This window comes from Streptomyces luteireticuli (assembly GCF_041519305.1).
Lineage (GTDB): Bacteria > Actinomycetota > Actinomycetes > Streptomycetales > Streptomycetaceae > Streptomyces > Streptomyces luteireticuli.
This window is the reverse complement of the sequence record NZ_CP167927.1, coordinates 2086377-2102573: the sequence shown is the minus strand read 5'-3', so window position 1 is coordinate 2102573 and position 16197 is coordinate 2086377. Positions and strand designations below refer to the sequence as shown.

At 69.2% G+C, this 16197-nt stretch carries 17 protein-coding genes and 1 pseudogene; 12 read left to right on the top strand and 6 right to left on the bottom strand.

Going from position 1 to position 16197, the window contains the following annotated elements; all coding sequences use genetic code 11:
* Positions 1–128: 128 nt before the first annotated feature.
* From argC to AB8735_RS08635, 5 genes are read left to right on the top strand one after another with little or no spacing between them, the layout of a single operon-like run.
* On the top strand, positions 129–1157 hold the full coding sequence (gene argC / locus AB8735_RS08655) for an N-acetyl-gamma-glutamyl-phosphate reductase (protein WP_372406468.1): 1029 nt from the start codon (positions 129–131) through the stop codon (positions 1155–1157).
* Complete coding sequence (gene argJ, locus AB8735_RS08650) at positions 1154–2305, top strand: bifunctional glutamate N-acetyltransferase/amino-acid acetyltransferase ArgJ (protein WP_372406466.1); 1152 nt, start codon at positions 1154–1156, stop codon at positions 2303–2305. Before argC ends, argJ begins: the two co-directional genes overlap by 4 nt.
* A complete protein-coding gene (gene argB, locus AB8735_RS08645) occupies positions 2302–3231 on the top strand; it encodes an acetylglutamate kinase (protein ID WP_372406464.1) in 930 nt (309 codons plus the stop codon). Before argJ ends, argB begins: the two co-directional genes overlap by 4 nt.
* Positions 3228–4409 carry an acetylornithine transaminase gene (locus tag AB8735_RS08640; RefSeq protein ID WP_372406463.1) on the top strand — a complete coding sequence of 394 codons (1182 nt, stop codon included), beginning with the start codon at positions 3228–3230 and terminating at the stop codon, positions 4407–4409. The genes argB and AB8735_RS08640 overlap by 4 nt, the downstream gene beginning before the upstream one ends.
* Before the next feature lie 57 nt (positions 4410–4466).
* Complete coding sequence (locus tag AB8735_RS08635; protein ID WP_344030062.1) at positions 4467–5012, top strand: arginine repressor; 546 nt, start codon at positions 4467–4469, stop codon at positions 5010–5012.
* Here the strand turns inward: AB8735_RS08635 and AB8735_RS08630 are convergent.
* Positions 4942–5721, bottom strand: coding sequence for a transferase (locus AB8735_RS08630; RefSeq protein WP_372406461.1), 780 nt, complete (start codon positions 5719–5721; stop codon positions 4942–4944). The two genes, AB8735_RS08635 and AB8735_RS08630, sit on opposite strands and share 71 nt — an antisense overlap.
* Before the next feature lie 85 nt (positions 5722–5806).
* Between AB8735_RS08630 and AB8735_RS08625 the strand changes: the two genes are divergently transcribed.
* A complete protein-coding gene (locus tag AB8735_RS08625; protein ID WP_372406459.1) occupies positions 5807–6682 on the top strand; it encodes a glycosyltransferase family 2 protein in 876 nt (291 codons plus the stop codon).
* On the opposite strand, the gene AB8735_RS08620 is transcribed toward AB8735_RS08625, so the two are convergent.
* On the bottom strand, positions 6683–7786 hold the full coding sequence (locus tag AB8735_RS08620) for an NAD-dependent epimerase/dehydratase family protein (RefSeq protein ID WP_372406457.1): 1104 nt from the start codon (positions 7784–7786) through the stop codon (positions 6683–6685).
* A gap of 193 nt (positions 7787–7979) precedes the next feature.
* Between AB8735_RS08620 and AB8735_RS08615 the strand changes: the two genes are divergently transcribed.
* The 4 genes and pseudogenes from AB8735_RS08615 to AB8735_RS08600 all read left to right on the top strand — a co-directional run bounded on the left by AB8735_RS08615 (position 7980) and on the right by AB8735_RS08600 (position 10320).
* The gene (locus AB8735_RS08615; protein ID WP_372406455.1) at positions 7980–9377 is read left to right on the top strand and encodes a helix-turn-helix domain-containing protein; all 1398 of its coding nucleotides are present in this window, start codon (positions 7980–7982) and stop codon (positions 9375–9377) included.
* Positions 9378–9498: 121 nt separating this feature from the next.
* Positions 9499–9693 (top strand): annotated as a pseudogene (locus AB8735_RS08610) (arginine repressor); the annotation flags it as partial.
* Positions 9694–9839: 146 nt separating this feature from the next.
* Complete coding sequence (locus tag AB8735_RS08605; RefSeq protein WP_344029400.1) at positions 9840–10100, top strand: hypothetical protein; 261 nt, start codon at positions 9840–9842, stop codon at positions 10098–10100.
* Position 10101: 1 nt separating this feature from the next.
* Positions 10102–10320 carry a hypothetical protein gene (locus tag AB8735_RS08600; RefSeq protein ID WP_344029403.1) on the top strand — a complete coding sequence of 73 codons (219 nt, stop codon included), beginning with the start codon at positions 10102–10104 and terminating at the stop codon, positions 10318–10320.
* 27 nt (positions 10321–10347) lie between these two features.
* Here the strand turns inward: AB8735_RS08600 and AB8735_RS08595 are convergent, their stop codons facing one another.
* Positions 10348–10533, bottom strand: a complete 186-nt coding sequence (locus AB8735_RS08595) for a DUF397 domain-containing protein (RefSeq protein WP_344029405.1) — start codon at positions 10531–10533, stop codon at positions 10348–10350.
* On the bottom strand, positions 10530–11351 hold the full coding sequence (locus AB8735_RS08590; protein WP_344029408.1) for a helix-turn-helix transcriptional regulator: 822 nt from the start codon (positions 11349–11351) through the stop codon (positions 10530–10532). The genes AB8735_RS08595 and AB8735_RS08590 overlap by 4 nt, the downstream gene beginning before the upstream one ends.
* A gap of 142 nt (positions 11352–11493) precedes the next feature.
* Between AB8735_RS08590 and AB8735_RS08585 the strand changes: the two genes are divergently transcribed.
* Positions 11494–11808 carry a hypothetical protein gene (locus tag AB8735_RS08585; protein WP_344029412.1) on the top strand — a complete coding sequence of 105 codons (315 nt, stop codon included), beginning with the start codon at positions 11494–11496 and terminating at the stop codon, positions 11806–11808.
* Positions 11809–12067: 259 nt separating this feature from the next.
* Here AB8735_RS08585 and AB8735_RS08580 read toward each other — a convergent pair whose 3' ends face one another.
* Positions 12068–12856: a DUF5707 domain-containing protein gene (locus tag AB8735_RS08580; protein WP_344029415.1), complete on the bottom strand. Its 789-nt coding sequence runs from the start codon at positions 12854–12856 to the stop codon at positions 12068–12070.
* A 121-nt stretch (positions 12857–12977) separates the two neighbouring features.
* Positions 12978–13172, bottom strand: a complete 195-nt coding sequence (locus AB8735_RS08575; RefSeq protein WP_372406454.1) for a hypothetical protein — start codon at positions 13170–13172, stop codon at positions 12978–12980.
* Between the two features lie 391 nt (positions 13173–13563).
* Here AB8735_RS08575 and AB8735_RS08570 point away from each other — a divergent pair, with 391 nt between their 5' ends.
* The gene (locus AB8735_RS08570) at positions 13564–16158 is read left to right on the top strand and encodes a M4 family metallopeptidase (RefSeq protein ID WP_372406453.1); all 2595 of its coding nucleotides are present in this window, start codon (positions 13564–13566) and stop codon (positions 16156–16158) included.
* The last annotated feature ends 39 nt before the right edge of the window (positions 16159–16197 follow it).

Genomic DNA, 16197 nt, shown 5'->3' with positions numbered 1-16197 from the left:
GCTAACACGGAGTAACAGTCCGGCCCGGTGCTGTGGTGCCGATCGCTTCACCGAGGAGATGCATAAAACGAGGGCATTGCATAAAACTTCACTACTCCGTATAGTCATGCCATCACCGAGGAGGCGTGATGGCCATACGAGCGGCAATAGCCGGAGCCAGTGGGTACGCGGGCGGGGAGATCCTCCGTCTGCTGCTCGGGCACCCCGAGATCACCATCGGGGCCCTGACCGCGAACTCCAGCGCCGGCAAGCCGCTGGGGGAGCTGCAGCCCCACCTGCCGACGCTCGCCGACCGGATACTCGGGCCCACCACGCCCGAGGCGCTCGCCGGTCACGATGTCGTCTTCCTCGCGCTGCCGCACGGGGAGTCCGCCGCGATAGCCGAGCAACTCGGTCCTGACGTCCTTGTCGTGGATTGTGGGGCGGATTTCCGGCTGGCGGACGCCGGGGAGTGGGAGCGCTTCTACGGGTCCGTGCACGCGGGGACGTGGCCGTACGGTCTGCCGGAACTGCCCGGCGGGCGCGAGGTGTTGAAGGGGGCCCGGCGGATCGCCGTTCCCGGGTGCTATCCGACGGCGGTGTCACTGGCCCTGTGGCCCGTGTACGCGGCCGATCTGGCGGAGCCGGAGGCGGTGGTCGTGGCGGCGTCCGGGACCTCGGGGGCGGGCAAGGGGCTCAAGCCCCATCTGCTCGGCAGCGAGGTCATGGGGTCGATGACTCCGTACGGTGTCGGGGGTGCACATCGGCATACCCCGGAGATCGTGCAGAACTTGTCGGCCGTCGCCGGGGAGCGGGTGGGCGTCTCCTTCACGCCCGTGCTCGCGCCCATGCCGCGCGGGATCCTCGCCACGTGCAGCGCGAAGGCGCGGGGCGGGGTGACGGCCGGAGCCGTGCGGGACGCCTTCGAGAGGGCCTACGGCGACGAGGTGTTCGTGCGGTTGCTGCCGGAGGGGCGGTGGCCGTCGACGGGTGCGGTGGTGGGGTCGAACGCGGTGCAGGTGCAGGCGGTGCTGGACGAGGCCGCGGGCCGGATCGTGGTCGTGAGTGCGATCGACAACCTGACGAAGGGCACCGCGGGTGGCGCGGTGCAGAGCATGAACATCGCCCTCGGTCTTCCCGAGGGCCTGGGTCTTACCACCATGGGAGTGGCGCCATGAGCGTGACGGCAGCACAGGGGTTCACGGCGGCGGGGATCGCCGCCGGGATCAAGGAGAGCGGCAGCCCCGACCTCGCCCTGGTGGTCAACCAGGGACCGCGCCTGGCAGCGGCGGGTGTCTTCACCGCCAACCGCGTCAAGGCCGCCCCCGTCCTCTGGTCGCAACAGGTACTCAGGGGCGGGCAGGTGGCCGCCGTCGTCCTCAACTCCGGCGGTGCCAACGCCTGTACCGGCCCCGAGGGCTTCCAGGACACCCATGCCACCGCCGAGAAGGCCGGCGAGGTGCTCGGCGTGAGCGCGGGCGAGGTCGCCGTCGCCTCGACCGGGCTCATCGGGGTCCGCCTGCCGATGGACCGCCTCCTGCCGGGCATCGAGAAGGCCGCCTCCGAACTCTCCCCGCACAGCGGTGAGAAGGCCGCCATCGCCATCAAGACCACCGACACCGTGCACAAGACGGCTGTGGCCAAGGGCGAGGGCTGGACGGTCGGCGGCATGGCCAAGGGTGCAGGCATGCTCGCGCCCGGGCTGGCGACGATGCTCGTCGTCCTGACCACCGACGCGGACGTGGACACGGCCGGGCTGGACGAGGCACTGCGGAGCGCGACCCGCACCACCTTCGACCGCGTCGACTCCGACGGCTGCATGTCCACCAACGACACCGTCCTGCTCCTCGCCTCCGGCGCGTCCGGTGTCGTGCCGGACTCGGCCGAATTCGCCGAGGCGGTACGGGCGGTGTGCGACGACCTGGCCCGTCAGCTCATCGGTGACGCCGAGGGTGCGAGCAAGGACATCCGCATCGAGGTGGTCAATGCCGCGAGCGAGGACGACGCCGTCGAGGTCGGCCGTTCCATCGCCCGCAACAACCTCCTCAAGTGCGCCATCCACGGCGAGGACCCCAACTGGGGCCGGGTGCTGTCCGCGATCGGCACGACCTCCGCCGCCTTCGACCCGGACCGGCTCAACGTCGCGATCAACGACGTCTGGGTCTGCCGCAACGGCTCCGTCGGCGACGACCGCGACCTCGTCGACATGCGCTACCGCGAGGTAAGGATCACCGCCGACCTGGCCGAGGGCGACGCGTCCGCCGTCATCTGGGCCAACGACCTCACCGCCGACTACGTCCACGAGAACAGCGCCTACTCCTCATGAGCACCCCCAGCACCCCCGCCCGCAAACACACCGCCCTCCCCAAGGCTCAGACCCTCGTCGAGGCGCTGCCCTGGCTCACCCGGCACCACGGCAAGACCGTCGTCATCAAGTTCGGCGGCAACGCGATGATCGACGACGAGCTCAAGGCCGCCTTCGCCCAGGACGTCGTCTTCCTCCGGCACGCCGGGCTGCGCCCGGTCGTGGTCCACGGCGGCGGCCCGCAGATCAGCGCCCAGCTCGACCGGCTCGGTATCCCCTCCGAGTTCAAGGCCGGGCTGCGGGTCACCACGCCCGAGGCGATGGACGTCGTCCGCATGGTGCTTGCGGGCCAGGTACAGCGCGAACTGGTCGGGCTGCTCAACCGGCACGGCCCCCTCGCCGTCGGCATGACCGGCGAGGACGCCCACACCATGAGCGCCGGCAAGCGCTACGCCCACATCGACGGCGAGCGGGTGGACATCGGCCGCGTCGGCGAGATCACCGCCACCGACACCGGCGCGATCGAGGCGCTGCTCGACGACGGCCGCATCCCCGTCGTCTCGTCCATCGCCCGCAGCTCCGACGACGGCCACGTCTACAACGTCAACGCCGACACCGCCGCCGCCGCGCTCGCCGCCGCCCTCGGCGCGGAGACGCTGATGGTCCTCACCGACGTCGAGGGCCTCTACGCGGACTGGCCCGAGAGCGACGAGGTCATCAGCCGCCTCACCGCGAGCGAGTTGGAGGCCCTGCTGCCAGATCTGGCCAGCGGAATGGTCCCCAAGATGGAGGGCTGTCTGCACGCCGTCCGCAACGGCGTCGGCACGGCCCGCGTCATAGACGGCCGCGTCCAGCACTCGATCCTGCTGGAGATCTTCACGGACGAAGGCATAGGGACGATGGTCGTCCCCGACCCCGTCCCCGACCCGGAGGGGGAGTCCCGGTGAACAACGCCGATCTCACCAAGCGCTGGCAGGGCGCTCTGATGGACAACTACGGCACTCCGCGCATCCCCCTCGTCCGCGGCGAGGGCAGTACGGTCTGGGACGCCGACGGCGCCTCGTACCTCGACTTCGTCGGCGGCATCGCCGTCAACGCGCTCGGCCACGCGCACCCCGCCGTCGTCCGCGCCGTCTCCGACCAGATCGCGACCCTCGGCCATGTCTCGAACCTGTACGCCGCCGAGCCGCCGGTCGCTCTAGCCGAGCGCCTGCTCGCCCTCTCCGGCGGTCGCCCCGGCCGTGTCTTCTTCTCCAACTCCGGCGCCGAGGCGATCGAGGCCGCGTTCAAGATCGGCCGCCTGACCGGCCGTACGCACATGGTCGCCGCGCAGGGCGGCTTCCACGGCCGCACGATGGGCGCGTTGGCCCTGACCGGACAGCCGGGCAAACAAGCCCCCTTCCTCCCCCTCCCCGGCGACGTCACCCACGTCCCGTACGGCGACGCCGACGCCCTGCGCGCAGCAGTCACGACCGACACGGCCCTGGTCGTCCTCGAACCCATCCAGGGCGAGAACGGCGTCGTCGTCCCGCCCGACGGCTACCTCGCCGCCGCCCGCGACATCACCCGCGCCACGGGAACGCTTCTCGTCTTGGACGAGATCCAGACAGGTATCGGCCGCACCGGCCACTGGTTCGAGCACCTCGCCCAGGGCGTCGAGCCCGACGTCCTCACCCTCGCCAAAGGCCTCGGCGGCGGCCTCCCCATCGGTGCGACCCTCGCCTTCGGCGAGGCCGCCGACCTGCTGACCCCCGGTCAGCACGGCTCCACCTTCGGCGGCAACCCCGTCTCCTGCGCCGCCGCCCTCGCCGTCCTCGAGACTCTCGCCGCCGACGACGCCCTCGACCGCGTCCGCCGGACGGGAACGCTCCTCCGTGACGGAATCACTGCGCTCGGCCACCCCCTCGTCGACCACATCCGTGGTGCGGGCCTGCTGCTGGGTATTGTCCTTTCCGAGCCCCTCGCACCGGATGTGCAGCGGGCAGCGCAGGAAGCCGGCCTCCTGGTGAACGCGGTCGCACCCGATGTGGTGCGGCTGGCTCCACCGCTGATCATCACGGAAGATGAGGTGGACGCGTTCCTCCGGGCGCTGCCCGGCGTCCTCGACGCCGCCGCTGCCGCCTGAGGGGTGCGTGGGACGAAGACGTCCCAGCAGAACGACGATCCGGAGACTGACGAGACGATGACCGAGGCGCCGCAGGAGACCGAGCCCGTTCACAGCGGACAGGCCGTGCCGCAGACCCGCACCGCGCGCCACCGCCGGATCGTGGACATCCTCGGCCGGCAGGCCGTCCGCTCCCAGAGCCAGCTGGCCCGCCTGCTGGCGGACGACGGCCTGACCGTCACCCAGGCCACCCTCTCCCGGGACCTCGACGAACTCGGCGCGGTCAAGATCCGCAACACGGGCGGCGAACTGATCTACGCCGTCCCGTCGGAGGGCGGCGACCGCACCCCGCGCGCACCGCTCGGCGAGTCCGCGACGGAGGCCCGCATGGCGCGCCTGGCCGGCGAACTGCTGATCTCGGCGGAGGCATCCGCGAACCTGGTCGTGCTGCGCACCCCGCCGGGTGCGGCGCAGTTCTTCGCCTCGGCGATCGACCAGGCGGGCGTTCACGAGATCATCGGCACGATCGCCGGTGACGATACGGTCCTGCTGATCAGCCGGGATCCGGTGGGCGGGCAGGCGCTGGCGGACCATCTGCTGCGGCTGGCGCAGAAGGAACGCTGAGCAGCGGGGGCATCTGCCTTTGTGCGCGGGCGCGTTGTCGTACATGGACGTCGCCCGTGTGCGGGGCGCTGACGATGCTGTGGTCGGGGAGGGTGCGTCCGGCAAGGGTGACGCCGCTGGCGATGCGGCAGTCGCGTCCGACGGCGAGACCGGGGCCGAGGCTGATGCTGTTGCCCGTCTGGACCCGGTCGCCGATCACGGCGCCGAACTGCGGTGTCCCGCATCGGTAGAGTCCGCTCGGGGTACGCAGCACGATCTCCCGCTCCGGCCTGCTCATATGTGGGCTCCACATGCTGATGGCTGCGACCGTCAGATTCGCGGACAGATGGGCGTCGGCGCCGACCAAGGTGCGGCTGATCCCGATGCGGTGGCCCAGGATCGCCCGCTCTCCGAGGAATGAACGGGTGACCTCGCAGTTGAAGCCGACTGAGACGCCGGCGCAGAGCACCGAGCCCGCGCGGACTGTGGAGAATTCCCATACGCGCACATGCGGACCGACGATCACGTCGTCACCGATGATTGCGGTCGGGTGGATCCGGGCCGTGGGATGGATCCGCTGGGGAAGCCGGGCGAGGGCCTGATGGTGCCAGCTCTCCCAAGACCGCAGGAATGCGGTGAGTTCCGCTTCTTCCAGGTGCTCGTACGGGGTGTTGGCGAGCGTCCCGCAGGTAGGGGCGGTCAGGAAGTCGCCGAGGCGAAGGGTGGGCATGGCATGCCTTCCGTTGTGTGGTCGGTGGCTGCTCCTCGGGACGGCTAGCATCACCCGCACCGCACCCGAGGAACGGAGTTCATCCGTGCGTCACTCACGTGTTGGCGTCGCCATCCTGACGATGGGAACGCGGCCCGCCGAACTGGCCCGCCTGCTGGAGTCGGTCGCCGGACAGGACACGTCTGCGGCACGGGTCGTGGTGGTCGGCAACGGATCGCCGCTGCCGTCGCTCCCCGACTGGGTGACCGGACTGGAACTGCCGGAGAACTTGGGTGTTTCCGGCGGGCGGAACGCGGCCCTGGCCCGGTTGCAGGCGTTCGGGGACGTCGATGTGGTGGTGGATCTGGACGACGACGGGCTGCTGATCAGCTCGGATGTGTTCACCCGGCTCGTGGAGATGTACGAGGCGGATCCTCGATTGGGCATCGTCGGCTTCCGTATCGCTGACGAGGGGGGACACACCCAGCGGCGCCACGTTCCGCGTCTGCGCGCCGCGGACCCGATGCGGGGTGGGTTGGTGACCACGTTCCTGGGCGGCGGGCATGGGCTGTCCGTACGGATGTTGGGGGAGATCGGAGGTTGGCCCGAGCCGTTCTTCTACGCGCATGAAGAGACCGACCTGGCCTGGCGGGCTCTGGACGCGGGCTGGAAGGTCCTCTATGAGCCGGAGTTGGTGCTGCGGCACCCCCGGACGTCGCCGACCAGACACGCGGTCTTCCACCGCATGGTCGCGCGCAATCGGGTCTGGCTCGCCAAGAGACACCTTCCTGCCCCTCTGGTGCCTGTCTACTTGGGTACCTGGGTTCTGCTGACACTGGCCCGCACCCGTTCGGTTACCGGCATCCGGGCCTGGTTCGGCGGTTTCATGGAAGGACTGCGCACACCATGCCCTCCGCGCCGGCCGATGCGATGGGCCACGGTGTGGAGGATGATCCGGCTGGGGCGCCCGCCGGTCGTCTGATCAGGCGGTGTTCGTGGTGCTTTTGGCCCGCAACCACGCCGGTAGAGCGCCAGGATTCTGCTCCAGCCACCTCGTGTAACGGGTCACCCCCTCCTTGACCGTGATGGCCGGTCGCCAGCCGAGCACCGTCTCCATGCGATGCGTGGCCGCGAAGCCTCCGAGCGGATCACCTGGTGGCATCGGCATTTCCACGAACCGGGTGGCCGGGTAATGCTCCGCGATCAGTTCCGCGACTGTGCGGATGCTGGTGGGGGTGCCTGTTCCGATGTTGAGTGTCTCGTTGTGGGCCCGTGGCGCCACGAGTGCTTGCACAGTGGCCGTCGCGATGTCCTCGACGTGGACGAGATCACGGATCTGTCCGCCCCCGCCGTTCAGGCGCAGTGGCAGTCCGAGGGCCGCATGGGCGGCGAACCAGGCCACTACCCACGAGTGGCTGCCCTCCTTGACCACTTGCGGTTCGCCGTACACCGAGAAGTAACGGACGACCGCGTACGAGGTGTTCACGGTGCCCAGGACCAATGCGGTCTGGGCCTCGCCCCACGCCTTCGTGTTCGCGTACACGGACATCGGCCGCAGCGTGGCGTGTTCATGAAATTGGGGCGGTACTCGGCCGTACACGGACTCCAGCAGTTGTCGCACAGTTCGGCGTTCGTCGCACGGGCATGCCCAGTCATCCGGGTCACCGTTTCCGTAGACGCTCGCGGAGGAGACGAAAACGAACCGACGAATCCGTTCGGACGCGGCCACTGCGTCGAGAAGCATTTGAGTGCCGACGATGTTGGTCCGGACGGCGGCCATGGGCCGATGCGTGCAGGCCGCGACGTCCGCGAGGGCAGCGGCGTGGATCACGTAGTCGCTTTCCGCGACCGCCTTCCGGACGATGTCCGGGTTCTGGATGTCTCCGACGACCACATCCGCGGCCGTGACATCGACGCCGAACAGGTCGCGGTAGACGTGCCGAGGGTAGGCGTCCAGCCTGCAGAGCGAGAGCGGCCGCGCCCCGAGCCGCCGCAGGAGGGCGGCGATACGGCTGCCGACCAGGCCGGCTCCGCCGGTGACCAGTACGGTCCGACCGGTGAGTTCCTTCAGCAGAGTGCCGTTCATGGTTTCCTCCCGATGAGCCGACCGAAGTGGACGACGGGCAAGACCACTTGCCATGAAGGAAACCCGACCCCCGCCTATGGCGGGAGGTGCCTCCCATCTGTGCGCACATGGTTTGCACGAGCCGTAAACGATGTGCAACTCCTCGCATGGTGAGGCGTTTCGACGGAACAATCGGCACGGCAGGAGGTGACAGGTGGACGGCACTCATCCGATCCGGCGCCCGGCCGCCCTGCACGACGCCTCGGCCCGCCGCGACGTGGGCTCCATCGTCCGGCTGGCCCGGCACGCAGCCGGTGTCACACTTGCCGAACTCGGTGCGGCGGTCGGTTACACGGCCGCCTCGCTCTCCCGAATGGAGCGGGGCAAGCAACCGATGTGCGACATCATGCTGCTGCGGCGGGTTGCCGATTACCTGGATATTCCGCCCCACCTGCTGGGTCTCTCCTTCCGACACGAGCAGGACCCCGGCCGCCGGTACGCCGATCAGCGCCTCCTCAGCACCACTAGGGTGGGCGCGCAGGCCCTGTTCGGCGAGGAGGGGGACGACCCGGTGCGACGCCGTGAACTTCTGGCCATCCTGGCCGGTGCCACCAGCAATGCGGTTCTCGGAGCGTCCCCGGCCGATGCCCAGGAACCGGCCCGTCCGAGCCTGGCCGGCTTGGAGGATCTGCTGCTGCACCGGCAGCAGCACGGTACGGTGCCAGGCCCGGACCCCGATCCCGTCACGGTCTCGGCAGCGGTGGACACGTCCCGCCGAGACTTCGGGGCCTGCCGCTACGACGCCCTCGCGCGCGCCCTGCCGTCCCGGATCGCGCTCGCGCAGGCGCTCCGGGACGACCATCCCGAGCAGGCGGCGACCGCCGTCGCCGAGCTCTACACCATGGCGACCCGGCTGTGCATCAAGCTCGGTGAGGACGGTCTGGCCGCGATCACTGCGGACCGGGCGCTGACCACCGCCCTCGGCGGTGCGGACGGGCTCACCGTCGCGGAGGCCCATCGAATGGTCTCCTCGGCCTGGCGTCGTCAGGGCCACTTCGCTCGTGCGACGGACGTCGCCATCACCGCTGCCCAGCGCCTTGCGGCCGACCGCAACACCCCCAGGAGCGAACGGCTGTCCGTCTTGGGGAACCTGTACGCAACGGCTGCCTACACCGCCGCCAAGCGGGGAGATCGGGATGCCGCCCGCGAGTTGATCGCCGAGGCGGAGGCCACGGCCGGACAGCTCGGCCATGACGCTCTGTTGCGCGGTGCCGTGTTCGGCCCCGGCCAGGTTCTCCTCCACCGCATCTCGATCAGTCACCTTCTCGGCGACGCGGGCCAGGCGATCGCATACGCACGTCGCATCGACCCCGCCGCGCTGCCCACCACCGAACGCCGGGCCCGGTACTGGATCGATGTCGCCCGCGCCTTCGACCAGTGGGGCAAGCCGGAGCGTTGCTACCGCGCCCTCCTCGCCGCGGAGCAGGCCGCGCCGCAGGAAGTCGGCCGAGGATCCGTGCGCGTCATGGCCGCTGGGCTGATGCGGCACGATCGCGCGCTTCCTGGGGTTCGGGCGTTTGTCCACCGGGTGGAAGCAAGTGGTCGTGTATAGAGGAAAGTTGCTGCTTCGTGAAGCATCATCGGCGCTGTCAGCCACGGAGCCTTGAGGCCACGACGGCCCCTTCCTCGAAGCCCAGCAAGCCGGCTCCAACGCCAGGGCTCTTCGTCCTCGCTCCGCCGATCGGGGAGTGCTCCGCACGGCACCGGGTGCTGCGCAGTTCTTCGCCTCGGCGATCGACCAGGCGGGCGTGCACGAGATCATCGGCACGATCGCCGGTGACGATACGGTCCTGCTGATCAGCCGGGACCCGGTGGGCGGGCAGGCGCTGGCGGACCATCTGCTACGGCTGGCGCAGAAGGAACGTTGAGGCCCGTCGGCGCTGCGACTGCGGACATCTGACGGTCACTCCTTCGGGCGATAGCCGTCGATGTCGCCTGCGCTGAAGATGAATTGACGCTAACGCGAACGTTTCAGTCGTTTCAGCTTCAGCGCACAGGAGGGGGTGCGTGCGTCATGGCCTTCAACAACGTGGGACAGATCGTCACGCTGGGCCCGGGCCAGGTGTTCAACTGGTTCTTCCAATTCAACGGCGAGGACCACGGTACGCAGCTCGCCACCGCCGACGTCAAGCCGTCGGGCAGCGGTCCCCAGCACGTCGCGTTCAACTTCGGCAAGAGCAAGGACGGCAACGGCTTCGTCACCTACTTCGTCAGCATCCAGAACGTGGGAAACGAGGCTGGATCCCACAATCTGCAAGGCGGGGGGATGTCCTGACATGAAACTCACAGTGATCACTTCGGCGGACGGCTCCGTGGCCGCTGTGGTGCACGGGCACCTCTCCGAAGCAGGGGGAGGGGACGTCGTCGCGGGTCCCCAGCTCAAGCTGGGGCAGCAGGTGCACGAGGTGGACATTCCGGAGGCGAACGAATCGCTCAGCGCGGGTGAATTGCTGCAGTGCGTGGGCCGGTATGTGGCTGCGCAGGGGCTTGCGTGACGGGGGGATCCCGGCCGGGCCCGGTGGTCAGTAGAGGGCGCCGCTGCGGAGGGCGGTGAGGAAGGCGGTCCAGGGGGCGGGGTTGGTGGTCACCACCGGGCCCGGGTCGCTGGACCGCTTGCTGTCGCGTATGCGTATCAGGCCGGGCAGGGGGGCAGTGACTTCTACGCAATCGTTGGACGTCGTGCTGTGAGAGCTCTTGCGCCAGATCATGAGTATCTGTCCTCAAGTACCCTGCGAATAAGTGCCAAGGATGCATCGGTGGGCAGAGCATCGGCCTGGAACTGGTCGAAGAGGCTGGTGTAGAGCGAGACGACGCTGGGCTTTGTGACGAAGTAACCGCTGTCAACCGTTTCCTGGTACGCGAGGGTGCGTCCGTCAGAGAGTGTCCAGATGGTGGCCAGTCCCATCCCTGGAACGACCATGCGGCTGTTTGCGAAAGGCAGCACCTGGACTGTGACGCGCGGCTCCTCGCATTCCTTCAGCAGATGCAGAAGCTGGGCTCGCATGATGTCCGGCGGGCAGACAGCCCGGTATAGGGCCGACTCGTCCACTACGCACCGGAGCCATGGATGGCTCAGGCCGTCGACGACATCCCGGCGGCTCAGGCGGAGCTTGACCTTTTCGGCGAGGTCGCCGCCGACGAAGGGGACGCCTGCGCCGAGCAGCGCCATCGCGTACTCCGGCGTCTGGAAGAACGCGGGGATGGTGTAGTTGAACTGCTGAATCCGCGTTGCCTGTTCCTCGATGTCGCAAATATCTTCAGGCCACTTCTCCTCCCAGCTTCGGGTGAGGAGCGGGCGCAGCTCCATGAGCAGGCCCCCGGCACCGAGTGCTTTGTCCAGCAGCTCGGTGATGTCCTTCGGAGGTACGTCCTCCGCCCGTTCGAACTGGGCGATTCGGCCCCCGGAAAGGTTCACCTCCTCGCCCAGTCGAGCCTGGGTCCACCCCAGCGCTTCGCGCAGCTCGCGAATCTTCCGCCCGAACCACTCGTTCAGATTGGTCGGTTCGTTCCGCTTTGGTGCGGGCACGTTCGTTCGCCCCTTCGCTGAAGCCGGGAACCCTTCAACCGGCCTGGCTCTTCTATAGCAGTTACTGCTGGTCACGCTACCGCTGCGCACAGATGCTTGGAAGGCGATCCGGAACGATCGACCCCACCGAGAGGAACAGCGCATGACCATGCCCTCGCCGCCCCACCGCACCCCCGCCGTAGGGGAGTTGGTCCACGACGCCCGACGCGACCGCATCGGCGAGGTCACCGCCACGGACAACGGCCGGCTCCACCTCCGCGCCCTCGCCGGAGCCGAAGCCTGGGAGGCGCTGCCCTGCGACGTACAGCCCACGACCCCCACTCCTTGGCCGTTCCGCTGTGAGCGCTGTCAGGAGATCCGCTGGCAGCGTTCTGCCGCGCTCCAGAGCGGAGACCTGCGGCTGGCGGTGGCCTTGACCGAGGCCATGGGCGTACATCTGCGTCACGAGCACACATGATGTGCAGCTGCAGGTGTTCCGGTCGTGCCGGATGTCGGCCCAGGTCAGGGCAAGTAGGACTGAACGTCAGGGTAGTTGGGGCATGTCCCGGGTGCGTGAGCGTATCGTGAAGCCCGGTCAGCCTGGAGAGCGTGAAGGGACGCAGCGGCCGACCGGCCCGCTGGCCGGGTAACAGCCAGGGCTCAAGAAGGCTCAGACCGAAGGATCTCCGGCCTGAGCCTTCTGCGCTTGCTGGAGGATGGAAGACCCTCTGCGAGAGTTACTTCACGTTGACGTAGACCGCTGCGGAGGCGACCGCCGGGGTGGTGGACGTGCCTGCGAAGGAGTAGCGGAAGTAGCCGTCAGCCGTGGCCTTTGTTGTCGTGCTCAGGCTGCCCTTGCTGTCCGTTGTAACGGCCTTGAGGGTCTTGTAGGTGCTGGTGCCCTTCTTCTTGAACTGGAGCATCACTGGCTGCTTGGTGTACCCCCCGTACTTGTAGGTCTCCCAGCTGGCGCGGGTCAGGGCTCCCGTGACGGTGATCGTCTTGTTCTTCTTCACCGGCTTCGGCGAGACGTTGACCGTCAGCCTGGAGTTGCGCAGGACCTTCGCCTTCGCTGCGGAATCCTTGGTGATGTAGTCACCGTCGTTGGCCAGGGCGTAGGCGCTCACGGTCCAGGTCCCGGCCGTGGTGTTGTCCTGGGGGTGGATACGCGGGTTCATTTTCAGCGTGTAGGTACAGGTGGTCGTGGTGAAGCTCTGGCGCGCGCACTTGCCCGCGATGTCGTCGGGCATCACGCTTCCGTAAGCGTCGCCGTTCGGGAGGGGCGTGTTCCACATGACCGGGAAGGTCTTTCCGACCTCGATGCCCGAGTCGTCCGTGGCGGTCACCGCGATGGTGAACGTCTTCACGTCCGTGGTCCCCAGGACGATGTCCTTCCCCCCGTTGACGACCACCTTCGTGATCCTGATGTCGCCCGAGCCCTCATCTGCCTGGGCGGCCGCCGGAATCGTGAGCGCGGACAGGGCGAGGGCTCCGGCGAAGCCTGCCACGGTGGTGCGGTGATGCATGAAGGCGTTTCCTCCATGTTCCAGTGCCTCAGGAACGTCCCGAGGCAGGACTGACAATGCCCACCCAGTGCGCGGGTGGCACGGACATGACCATCAGGTCGCGGGAAGGGTTGCCCAACGATCACATGGCTGCCAGGACGAGCGCGGGGCTCACGTCGTCTTCCGGCGCTGACTGGTGGAATCGTCGAGCGGCATCCCGATGACGAACCGACAGTTGGGACGGCGAGGACTTCGCGACCAGGGCTCCGGTGAGGGCGAGACCGGCCACCAGGCCGCCTGCCAGGCGTCGGCGCATGGATCCACTCCGATCGGTCATGGTGCTCCCAGAAGAACGGAATTGATCATTCCGAGGTGGTGACGTGAGGGACGAGAGAGGTTCCGGCCGTGACGGCCGGGCCGGCTCCCGAGCCGGGCCGAAACTCGCTCCTGCACTTCCCTCCCTCCTGTTGCCGCGCCGCCGAGGCCACCGCTTGCATGAGTGCCGAGTTGTGGTCACGTGCAGAGGGGGAGAGGTGCACAGACACGGCACTGGACACAGGAGATCGCGGACATCCGGCAGGGTTCCGAGTGCGGCGGCGCTGATCGGCGTCGCCGCGCTCGTCGTCCCGGCGATGGTTTCGGGTACGTCCGCCAACGCGTCGGCGGCCGCGCCGCCTTCGCGGCCGGGAGAGGTCGTACCGGGACAGCGGACCGCGACGCCCGCGCTGGTGAGCGGGATTCGGGAGGGGGTCACCGGGAAGGGGAGCGCTGCCGACGCGGCGGTCCGGTACCTGGCGGACAAGGCGGGCCGTTACCGGATCGCGCGGCCGGACCGGGATCTGCGGGTGGTGTCGGACGGCGGAGGCGTCCTGCGGTTCCAGCAGAAGCACCGCGGCGTGGACGTCCTCGGCGGGCAGTACGTGGTGCGGATGGAGCGGGGGAAGGGCGGGGGACGGGTCGTCACCGGGACCTCGGGGCGGTACTTCACCGGGCTGACGGTCGGCACCGAGCCCGGCATCGACGCGGAGACGGCCGTCGCGCGGGCGGTCGACTCCGTCGAGGACCAGCTCCGCCTGCGCGGCCCGGAGCGGGAGAAGGAGACGCTGAGCGGCACCGATCACGGGCTCGTCGTCCTGCCCCGGGGCGCCGGTGTGCTCACCCGGCACGTCACCGTACGGGGCGACAATCCGGCCGACGGGACCCCCGCGCTGTACGAGGTCTACGTCGAGGCGCAGTCCGGCTATCCGCTCCTCCAGTACAGCGGCATCAAGTCGTTCACCGCCCCCAAGGGCACCGGCGGGAGCGGAACTTCGCGCATTCGGACCGCCGCTGCCGACGACGACGGGACCAAGGGGTCCGGCACCCGGCTCGACGGGAAGACCGTCGAACTCGGCGTCGAGCACGACGGAACGCGCAAGGAGTACCTCCTGCGCGACCGCTCCCGGCCGTCCGGAGGCACCGTCGCCACCTGGGACGCGCGTGGTGTGAGCCTCGTCGAGGTGCTCGGCGGCGGCTGGCCGTCCAAGGCCAGGGAGTTCGGGTCGCCGACCCCCGCCTTCGGCAAGGAGCCGACCGACCTCGGCGCGATCGACGCCCACTGGGGCGCGGGCAAGGTCCTCGACTACTACAAGGACGTCCACGGCCGGAACGGCTGGAACGGACGGGGCGCGCCCCTCAACTCCCTGGTGGGCGTGGGCACCTGGGAGCCGTTCCTCGGAGTCTTCTGGGACGGCGGCAAGATGGTGTACGGCGGCGGGGACAAGGAGCACCTGCCCTTCTCCGCCGGGCTGGACGTCATCGGGTACGAGATGACGCACGGCGTCGTGCAGAGCTCGGCGGAGCTCGTCCCCGCCGGCCAGCCCGGCGCCGTGGGGGAGGCCGTCGCCGACTACTTCGGCAACGCCGTCCAGACCAACACCTTCGGTCTGCCCATGGACAGCCCCGACTCCGGGCTGCTGGGCGAGACGCTGTGCCGGACGAAGGGGCCGCGCGAATGCGCCGCCCGTGACATGAACGACGGCCGGACGGCGTCCGGGTCCTTCCTCGGGGTCCCGTTCCTCAACGACAACGGCGGCGTCCACCTCAACTCCACGATTTTCTCCGGCGCGTTGTGGGACATCCGCAAGGACCTGGACCACCGGTTCGCCGACCGGATCGTCTACAAGGCGCTCACGGAGTACATGACGCCGCTGGACGGCTTCACCGAGGCCCGCAACGCCGTCCTCGCCGCCGCCCGCGATCTCCAGGCGACCGGCACCCAACTCCGCGCCGTCGAACGCGCCTTCAACGCCCACGGCATCGTCCCCGGCTGGGAACTGGCCACGGGCGTGGACTCCGACCTGCTGCTGGGCACGCTCAACACGCGCGACGCCTCCTCCGGGGCGGGCGGCGGCTGGTGGGTGACCTCGAAGTCCAATGACGACGGGTCGGAGCCGTACTCGGTCTGGGCCGGACGGCTGGACGGCACCGGGGAGAAGAAGCTGATCAGCCCCAACGACGGCCGCTTCCACACCGACGCCGTCACCGACGGGAAGACCGTGGTGTGGGAGGCGTGGCGGGGCTACAAGTCCGAGGTCCTGGCACGCCCGCTCGCCGGCGGACCCATCAAGGTGCTGTACTCCAACTCGTACCACCAGGCCCACGTCTCCTCGCTCCACGTCGAGGGGAAGACCGTGACCTTCGAGGCCCACCGGCACCGCGGCGGCTCCCGCGTGGTGTACCTGCGGATGGGCGAGACCGACCCGACCGAGATCCGGCCGGGCAGCGGCGGCCAGTACCACTCCACGAACGACCCGTCGCTCCGAGACGGCAGGATCGCCTTCACCAGCTTCCAGCGCGGCGGCTCGCGGACCGAGGTGCTGGACGTCGCGACCGGTCGGCGGACGGTGATGGGACAGCTCGGCAAGCCGCTGGGCACCGGCCGCACCGCCATCACCGGCCGGTACGTCTACTGGCTGGTCTGGAACGACTGGCAGAGCGGGACGACCGCGGTGCGCCGGGCGGACCTCGACGGCACCGGCGTCGTCGACATCAGCCCGGACACGGGCAAGGACGCGCTGCGGGGCGTCGACCTGACCGCCTCCGACGACGCCGTGACCCTCAGCGCGCACACGCCGGACGAACGGGTGCGCAACGAGACGCCGGCCAAGCTGTGGCAGCTCTCGCCGGACGGCGCGAACCGCGGCCGGATGTCCTGCAACCGCGGCGAGCAGTCCACGCCCGCCGCGACCGGGCCGACCGGCCGGCAGGTCGTGTGGGTCGACTCCACCACCGGATCCGACGACCTGGTCACCCGGGCCCGCCCGGCGGGCCGTTGCGGCTGATCCCGCCGCGCTCACGACGAAGGGCCCCTGCCTTGCGGC